The 6827-nt window shown below is 44.1% G+C and carries 6 protein-coding genes; all 6 read right to left on the reverse strand.

The genetic code is table 11. The annotated features are described in order from the left end of the window. Positions 1 to 256: 256 nt before the first annotated feature. Positions 257 to 766 (reverse strand): flavin reductase family protein, encoded by a 510-nt coding sequence (locus tag MSA64_RS04575; RefSeq protein WP_022399233.1) that lies wholly within the window; start codon positions 764 to 766, stop codon positions 257 to 259. A 131-nt stretch (positions 767 to 897) separates the two neighbouring features. Beyond that, positions 898 to 1521 carry a signal peptidase I gene (locus tag MSA64_RS04580; protein ID WP_287890768.1) on the reverse strand — a complete coding sequence of 208 codons (624 nt, stop codon included), beginning with the start codon at positions 1519 to 1521 and terminating at the stop codon, positions 898 to 900. Beyond that, positions 1493 to 2749 carry a BTAD domain-containing putative transcriptional regulator gene (locus MSA64_RS04585; protein WP_287890770.1) on the reverse strand — a complete coding sequence of 419 codons (1257 nt, stop codon included), beginning with the start codon at positions 2747 to 2749 and terminating at the stop codon, positions 1493 to 1495. Before MSA64_RS04585 ends, MSA64_RS04580 begins: the two co-directional genes overlap by 29 nt. A 262-nt stretch (positions 2750 to 3011) precedes the next feature. Next, the gene (locus tag MSA64_RS04590) at positions 3012 to 4142 is read right to left on the reverse strand and encodes a MucBP domain-containing protein (RefSeq protein ID WP_277663266.1); all 1131 of its coding nucleotides are present in this window, start codon (positions 4140 to 4142) and stop codon (positions 3012 to 3014) included. Then, entirely contained in the window at positions 4139 to 4936 is a 798-nt protein-coding gene (locus MSA64_RS04595; RefSeq protein WP_154433177.1) for an LPXTG cell wall anchor domain-containing protein, read from the reverse strand. Before MSA64_RS04595 ends, MSA64_RS04590 begins: the two co-directional genes overlap by 4 nt. Continuing rightward, positions 4842 to 6827: vWA domain-containing protein (locus MSA64_RS04600; RefSeq protein ID WP_287890774.1), on the reverse strand; the 1986-nt coding region annotated here is incomplete at its 5' end. The genes MSA64_RS04595 and MSA64_RS04600, both read right to left, overlap by 95 nt.

Raw genomic sequence — 6827 nt, forward strand, 5'->3', positions numbered from 1 at the left:
ACTTTGACTCGTTGCTCGCGTAAATCACCTTCGGTGATGGCATTTTGGCTTGTATGTCTCGGGATTTTGACATATTCATGTCAAAACACCTCGCGGGACAGTGGCAACTGAATAGTTACCCTGCAACATCTATTATATGTCTCTTTTCCTTACTTCCGCAACCAGAAACAGCCAATCCTGCCTCATCTTCCATGCAAAAAAGTCGGAAACCTGTCTTACCTTTCAGGATTCCGACTCTTCTTTTGTACTTTCTGCTTTACTCTCTCACCCAGCACTCCCGGATCTCAGCGATGTACATGGTATGATAATCTTTTTCCGGATACCATCTTTCATCTTCTTCCGGTTCATAGAAGTTTTCCGGTTTGATCTCGTCATGGTAAAGCTTTCTGCATACCAGCACCTGTGTAGCCTCTTCGAATCCCGGCTGACCGTCTACTTCTGTCAGATGCAGACCGGACTGTTCGATCTTGTCCGGGACATCTTTGCCGGAGACTTTGCCGAGGTAGCCCAGCTCTTTCATGTGCTCGCCACCGAAGAAACTGATGGTAAATGTATCACCTGCATCTACGAATTCTTTGGTGTGACGCTGCGGGCGGATATATACTGTTGCCACATTCTTGCCCCACAGAACGCCGATGCCGCCCCAGGAAGCGGTCATTGTATTGGCTTTGCCGTCTTTTGCTGCGGAAATCAGCATCCATTCGGAACCGATCTTCTCAAAAGGTTTCATCTCGAGTGTTTTTACATCAACTTTTTTAAATCCCATCGTACCTGTCCCTTCTTTCTATAACACAGAAGGTAACTGCAGGCTGCTGCCCCGGTTACCTTCTTTTCTCAGTAACTGTCTCATCTTTCACAGCTACTGTTATTATACTATTTTCTGCTAATATCGCAAAGCTATTTCTGCGATATTTTTGCCTGTTTCTTCTCATTCGCAGATTCCAGCATTCCACCGATGATCTGTAACAGAATCGCAAGTCCGATCAGACTTCCCGCTGCGATCTTACCATGAAATGTCACGAAAAATGCAAGTACCCGTCCCAGCACAGGAACAGAATACACTACCTTTCCCATGTAATAATCATAGCCCACCGGATACAGATCTTCTTTTTCATTTGCATCACCCTTGGTGTGGATCTGACCGGTTACAATATCATTCTTGATAACCCTGTGTGTGATGATCGCTCCCGTATCCATAGAACTGTAGAATGCGATCACATCATCTGTCTCGGCATCCTCCGGTGCTCCCGGCTGTACATAGACCAGACTTCCCACCGGTATCGCCGGCTCCATACTTCCACTGATGACTGTATAGATCTCATAACCGAAGACCCGCGGAAGGGTTAATGGCAGACATACAAGAATCACTGCCACCAGACAGACCGTTCCGAATATCTTACAGACCCGGGCACATCCTGCCAGTGCCCCTCTTTTTTCTTTCTCCTTTTTCCCCATATCCTGTACCAGAACCGATGCCTGCCCGAAAAACACCTTATGACAGGCTCTGATCATCCTTTGCATTATTCAGACTTCTGACAGACTTCACGCTGTACCGGATCTCATACACGGTATCTTTCTTCCGGAACTGTGCATCGATGCGTTTCTGGATCTCCTGACAATCCTCCGGTTTTGTATTGAGCAGAAGCACCAGATACTGTCCCTTCCCGTAACGGGTAACTACGTCTCCCGCACGAATACTTCTGCAGATACTTTCCCATATATACCGTGACAGTACCTCTGCACATTCATCGGATCTGATGGGATGTTTCTCCATATCCGTTAATGTACATAACATCAGCTGCACCTGTTGACCGCTTCGCTCTATCATACGTGCAACCATATGATAAATCTCCCGGAACACCATCCAGTTACACTGATATGGCTCCTGTACCTTTTCCAGCTGTTCTGTCATATTCTCCTGTATATTATCCAGTATATCATACGGATGGTCAAGCTGTTCTTCGATTTTTCTCCGGAAATCCTTTAATTTGCACAGTTCTTCTTCCATATAGACCTGACGATACTTTTCCACGGTTTCCACATACAGACTCTCTACCTGTTCTGTTCTTCCCATACCGGTCAGCGCCTCGATCACCAGCAGTTCCCCTTCTTCATATGGCGCTGCTTTTGATACATGCCGGCCCAGCTTCTCCAGCTGAATATATGCCTTCTTTTTCCGCAGAAGCTCTGCCATATATTCTATCAGCTTCAGGAACATAGTATGGTAACGCTCCCGTTCCTCTTTTACCCAGCCTTCCTGCTCGGAGTCCTTAAGAAAGGCACCTTTATACAGCAAGGCAGCTTTCCAGCACAGCTCAATCCGTTCCTCCCAGTCCCCTGCCCTGCATGCTCTGCTGCAGTACTCTTCAAACAACTGCGCATCCTCTTCAAACGGAATCTCTTTGTCCCAGTAAAATCTTCCTCTTCTGGAAATAATATATTTTCCTTTCGGAAGCCCTGTCTGCTCCAGCTTCTTTCTGATATTATAAATCAGGCTGTGGATCGCATGGTTCGCATCGTCCAATGTCCGTTCACCAAACAAAACCTTCTCCAGATGTTCCCGGCTGATCCCCTCTTCTCCGCTATGGAAAATCAACTGCAATACCAGTGCAAACTGCGTCTCTTTTTTCTTCTTTGCGATCAAAGATCTCCCCTGATATTTCAGGGAAAAATCACCGAACATTTTTACATACAAAACCTGTTGGTTCTTCGATTTTTTGTTCTTCACATACGTTCCACATGTTTGCATACTTCTGTTTACAGCCTCCTGAAACAACCACTTTCCTGAGTTGTATTACACTTTCACGGAAAATATGATTTTCGTTCCTTCCGTGCAATATACATGTATATTATAATACATAACGTGAAGGAAAGCAAATCTTCTTTATATGTTATTTTATGCAAAATAGAATACCCTTCGCGACTTTGATTTGTGTGGACAACAAAAAACTGCTGTATGGAGTTTTGTTTTTACTCCATACAGCAGTCTCACTGTTCTTTCCACTGTCTGATTATCTGTGTACACGTTTTCTGACGATCACAATACCTGCTGCCAGTGCTGCAAGTGCTGCTACGCCGATACCAACGCCGGCTACCAGAGGAAGGCTCTTCTTTACTTTCTTGTTGCCATCCAGGTCTTTGTCACTCTTCGGTACATCCTCATCGTCCAGATCTTTCAGATCCTGGTCTGCTTTTGGTGTATCTTCATCACCGATGGTGGTGGTGTCTTCGTTATCCTGTGCATCCTGGGTGGTTCCGCCGTTTTCTGTGCCTTCTGTTCCCTGATTATCTGTTACATTGCCAGGTCCGCCATTGCCGGTTCCACCTGTGGCATCTGTGTCCTGTTGTGCATCACCGTTTCCGGTGGTTGTGCCTGCTGCGTTACCGCCATTGGCATTGGTTCCTGTGCCACCGGTTGTGCCTGTAGTTCCACCGGTTGTTCCGGTAGTACCACCGGTTGTAGTCGTTGTACCTCCCGGTACGGTAACTGTCTGCTCGGTGGTGTTGGTGATGGTCTGTCCCGGTGTTGTCACGGTTACAGTCTCATATGGCAGATAATTAAAGGTAAATACGTTCTCTGCTGCATTGGCAGATAAGGTCTTGGTCAGGTTTCTGTACTCCGGTGTGTAACCATCGATATAGGTATATGCAACCACCGGTTTGTCACCTACATTACCATAGAAGGTCTGGCTGTCTGCCAGCTTGTTGCCGTTAGCATCCTGATAATTGATGGTGTAAGCTACCTGATCGCCTTTGATTCCGTATGCTACTACGTATTCCTGGTCTCCGGTCACTTCAAAAGAAGAATTCTCTACTGCAGCATTATTATCACGTCCACTGATACGGATACCCTGCACATAATACTTGCTGTCCTTATCCAGCGCTACTGCACCGGATCTTGCTTCAAAACTTACGGTATCTCCGGGATTCAGATCTTTGATCACGATAGCATCTGCAGTATTGGAAACACTGTAGTCTGCTCCCTTTACTACCAGACCTGCAGTTCCGGAAAAAGCTCCCTGCTTACCGCTGAATATCGTTACCTGATACTTATAATTCTCTGCCTTAACACTCATAGGAACCGATCCAAGCAGAAAACAAAAGGCCAGAAGAACTGTGGCTATCTTATACATTTTTTTCATCTCTGACCCTCTCCTTTCTCCTCTTTTCGCTTCTTGATCAGTACCACTGCCAGGATCAGAAGGATCACACCGCTTGCCAGCGCTACCGCACTGATGGCAAGGATCTGAGTGGTATCACCTGTTTTCGGGGATCTCACAACATTCTTTGTCGGTGTCTGCACTGTCCTGGTCACTGTCTTATTGACAACTTTGTCTTCGCCCTTCTTCGTTACGGTTGTCACCGTCACCGGATCGGCTGCGAAGCTCATCTGGAGGCTTGCCAGTGTATCCTGATAATCATTACCCTGTGTCTCACCGTCCAGCTTTACTGTCAGATGAACAGAAGCTACATCACCTTTGGAGAGGCGATCCAGATACAGATACTTCTCCAGTGCATCGGTGGCCTGGTGAAGGCCTTCACCCTTCTGGGCATCCTCACCGCCTACGGTTTCGCTGTCATATAATACGGTTTCCTTCTTATCCGGTCCCACATAAGTCAGCTTGTAACCATATGCGCCGCCTTCTGCGATGCTCTGGCTGTCTTCCAGAGATTTTAATACTTCGTTGGTCATATACCAGTCTGCATCTTTCTCACTGGTGTTCTTCAGTCCTACCTGAAGTTCCATGGTATCTCCCGGCTGTAACTGGAAGATATCTTTCTTCATGTCTGCGGAAGTAAAATTACTGCTCATCTTGGAGCCGTTGAATTCTACCTTCCAGTCAGAACCGCCCTGCAGGGTCTCTGCAAATGCTGTTGTATGTATGCCTACGGCCATGATCGCTGCCATGGCAAGGCACAAAATTCTTTTTTTCATATTCTGCACCTGGCAAATGAACCTGATTTCCACTTGTGCTTACTTTTACAATATCCCAATCTGTTGTTGCCTTTTCGTTTTTAAAAGTAACGCTTCCAACAGTTCCACCACTGTTTTCATTATAAGTGTAATTTTGGATAACATCTACATCGTTACCATCACTATCAGTTGTCTTCTCATATCCCAGTTTGAATGTGACACTCTCTTTTTCCTCATTGCGAGTGTTGCTACAGTTTGTAGTGTCATCAACCTGATAATCGGTCAATACATATCCATTCGAACCTTCTTCGCTTATGGTATATGTTCCACGAGATAAATTCTCCAGGTCTTTACCAGTAAATTTTGCTTCAGTGGAATTTGCCGGAATAGTAATAGAAACTTTTATGATTTCTTTTCCAGATTCGTCTTTAATGCTGAAATTGAATGTACAATCTGTTTTCAACGCACTTTCCAGTTTCTTTGTAATCTGGATTTTACCTGATACAACCTTGATTGTGTAAATGCCATACAGTTTTTCAGAATTACTTTCATTTACAGCTTCTACAATATGATTTTCATCACCTGCTATTTTTTTGTCTGTATTTGCAGTACTTTCAGCTGATGGTACTCCTGCATTATAACTTACTTTTAGATAATATGTAGTATTTGTATCTGCAGTTAACTCTGTAACCCCAGCTGTGCATTCTGGATCACTGTACCATTCAGTTGTAAAACTATTCGCCGGAATACTATACTTACTAGTATTTCTTTCAAGATCGAACATTTCCTTCAACACAGTGTCTGTAGCCGGAAGACTATCACCTTTATAAATTGTGACTTCTTTGTTTCTGACCTTCAGTTCGGCTTTTACGTTTACCTTAGGTTGAGGAAGAACAATTTCACCATATCCTGTGGTTATCTTAGAATCCGGTGTGACGTTTGTAGGTACGTTGTTTCCTCCGATGTAGTCATCTTTTGCCTTCACTGTGATTGTATTATTCCATTCTCCCTTTTTCTTGTTGGGAATGGTCTGATCAGTCCATGTTACAACCTGGTTTCCGTTTTTATCTAGGGATACTACTCCTCTATTCTCTAAGGTTATGGTCTTTTCAACTTTCAAATCTTCATTTTTTATCGGTGTGCCATCATCTTTAACGATTACAAACCTCGAATCAATCACATCCGTAACTGTTGCGCCTACGATGTCTATGTCGTTGGTAATTGTGCTTTGGATTTCTTTGAAGATTTCACCCAATGATGCAGCATCATCTGCCACTTTCGCACAACCCGGTGAGGCAATTCCAGGATACTTCGTTTCATTATATGTTCCACCTGCTAGAAATGTCTTTGATCTGTCATTAAGGTCAAAACCTATTGTATAAACAGTATATCCCGCATCTCTTAAACTTTTCGCTTTGTCCTCAGCACTTTTCTGTGCTGTCTCGTCCCAACTACTGCCTCTACCTGTTGGTTCACCGTCTGTAAATAATACTACACATTTTGTTTTACCATCATTAACTACAGCATCTAATTTCGTCTTTGCATTACTGAGTCCTACTCCTGGATCCGTGCCACCATTGGCATCCAATTCATTAACAAATTTTTTTAAATCCTGAGCATTATCACCAACTCCCACTTCTGTTAAATCCATTGTGCTCCCGTGATCACCACGATCCGCACCATAACCCGCACTACTAAATGCAGTAATTCCAATCTTGCTCTTTGGTGATTTTGCCTCTGTATCATCTATAAACTGATTTACAGAATTTTTCAAGGCATCTAATCTGGTAGTTGTAGATGCTGTATAGATTTTGCACTTCTCACTATATTCTTCTGCATCTTTCCTCCCAATGTCATCCTTAACACGCCATTTTTTGTAGTAAGAAGAATAATACAATTCTTTATATTGACC

The sequence above is a fragment of the Oliverpabstia sp. genome (genome assembly GCF_022785585.1).
In the GTDB taxonomy this organism is placed as follows: domain Bacteria; phylum Bacillota; class Clostridia; order Lachnospirales; family Lachnospiraceae; genus Oliverpabstia; species Oliverpabstia intestinalis.

Coding starts and splice junctions, on each gene's coding strand:
- MSA64_RS04595 (WP_154433177.1), bottom strand. CDS start 4,936: ATGAAAAAAAGAATTTTGTGCCTTGCCATGGCAGCGATCATGGCCGTA.
- MSA64_RS04590 (WP_277663266.1), bottom strand. CDS start 4,142: ATGAAAAAAATGTATAAGATAGCCACAGTTCTTCTGGCCTTTTGTTTT.
- MSA64_RS04575 (WP_022399233.1), bottom strand. CDS start 766: ATGGGATTTAAAAAAGTTGATGTAAAAACACTCGAGATGAAACCTTTT.
- MSA64_RS04585 (WP_287890770.1), bottom strand. CDS start 2,749: ATGCAAACATGTGGAACGTATGTGAAGAACAAAAAATCGAAGAACCAA.
- MSA64_RS04580 (WP_287890768.1), bottom strand. CDS start 1,521: ATGCAAAGGATGATCAGAGCCTGTCATAAGGTGTTTTTCGGGCAGGCA.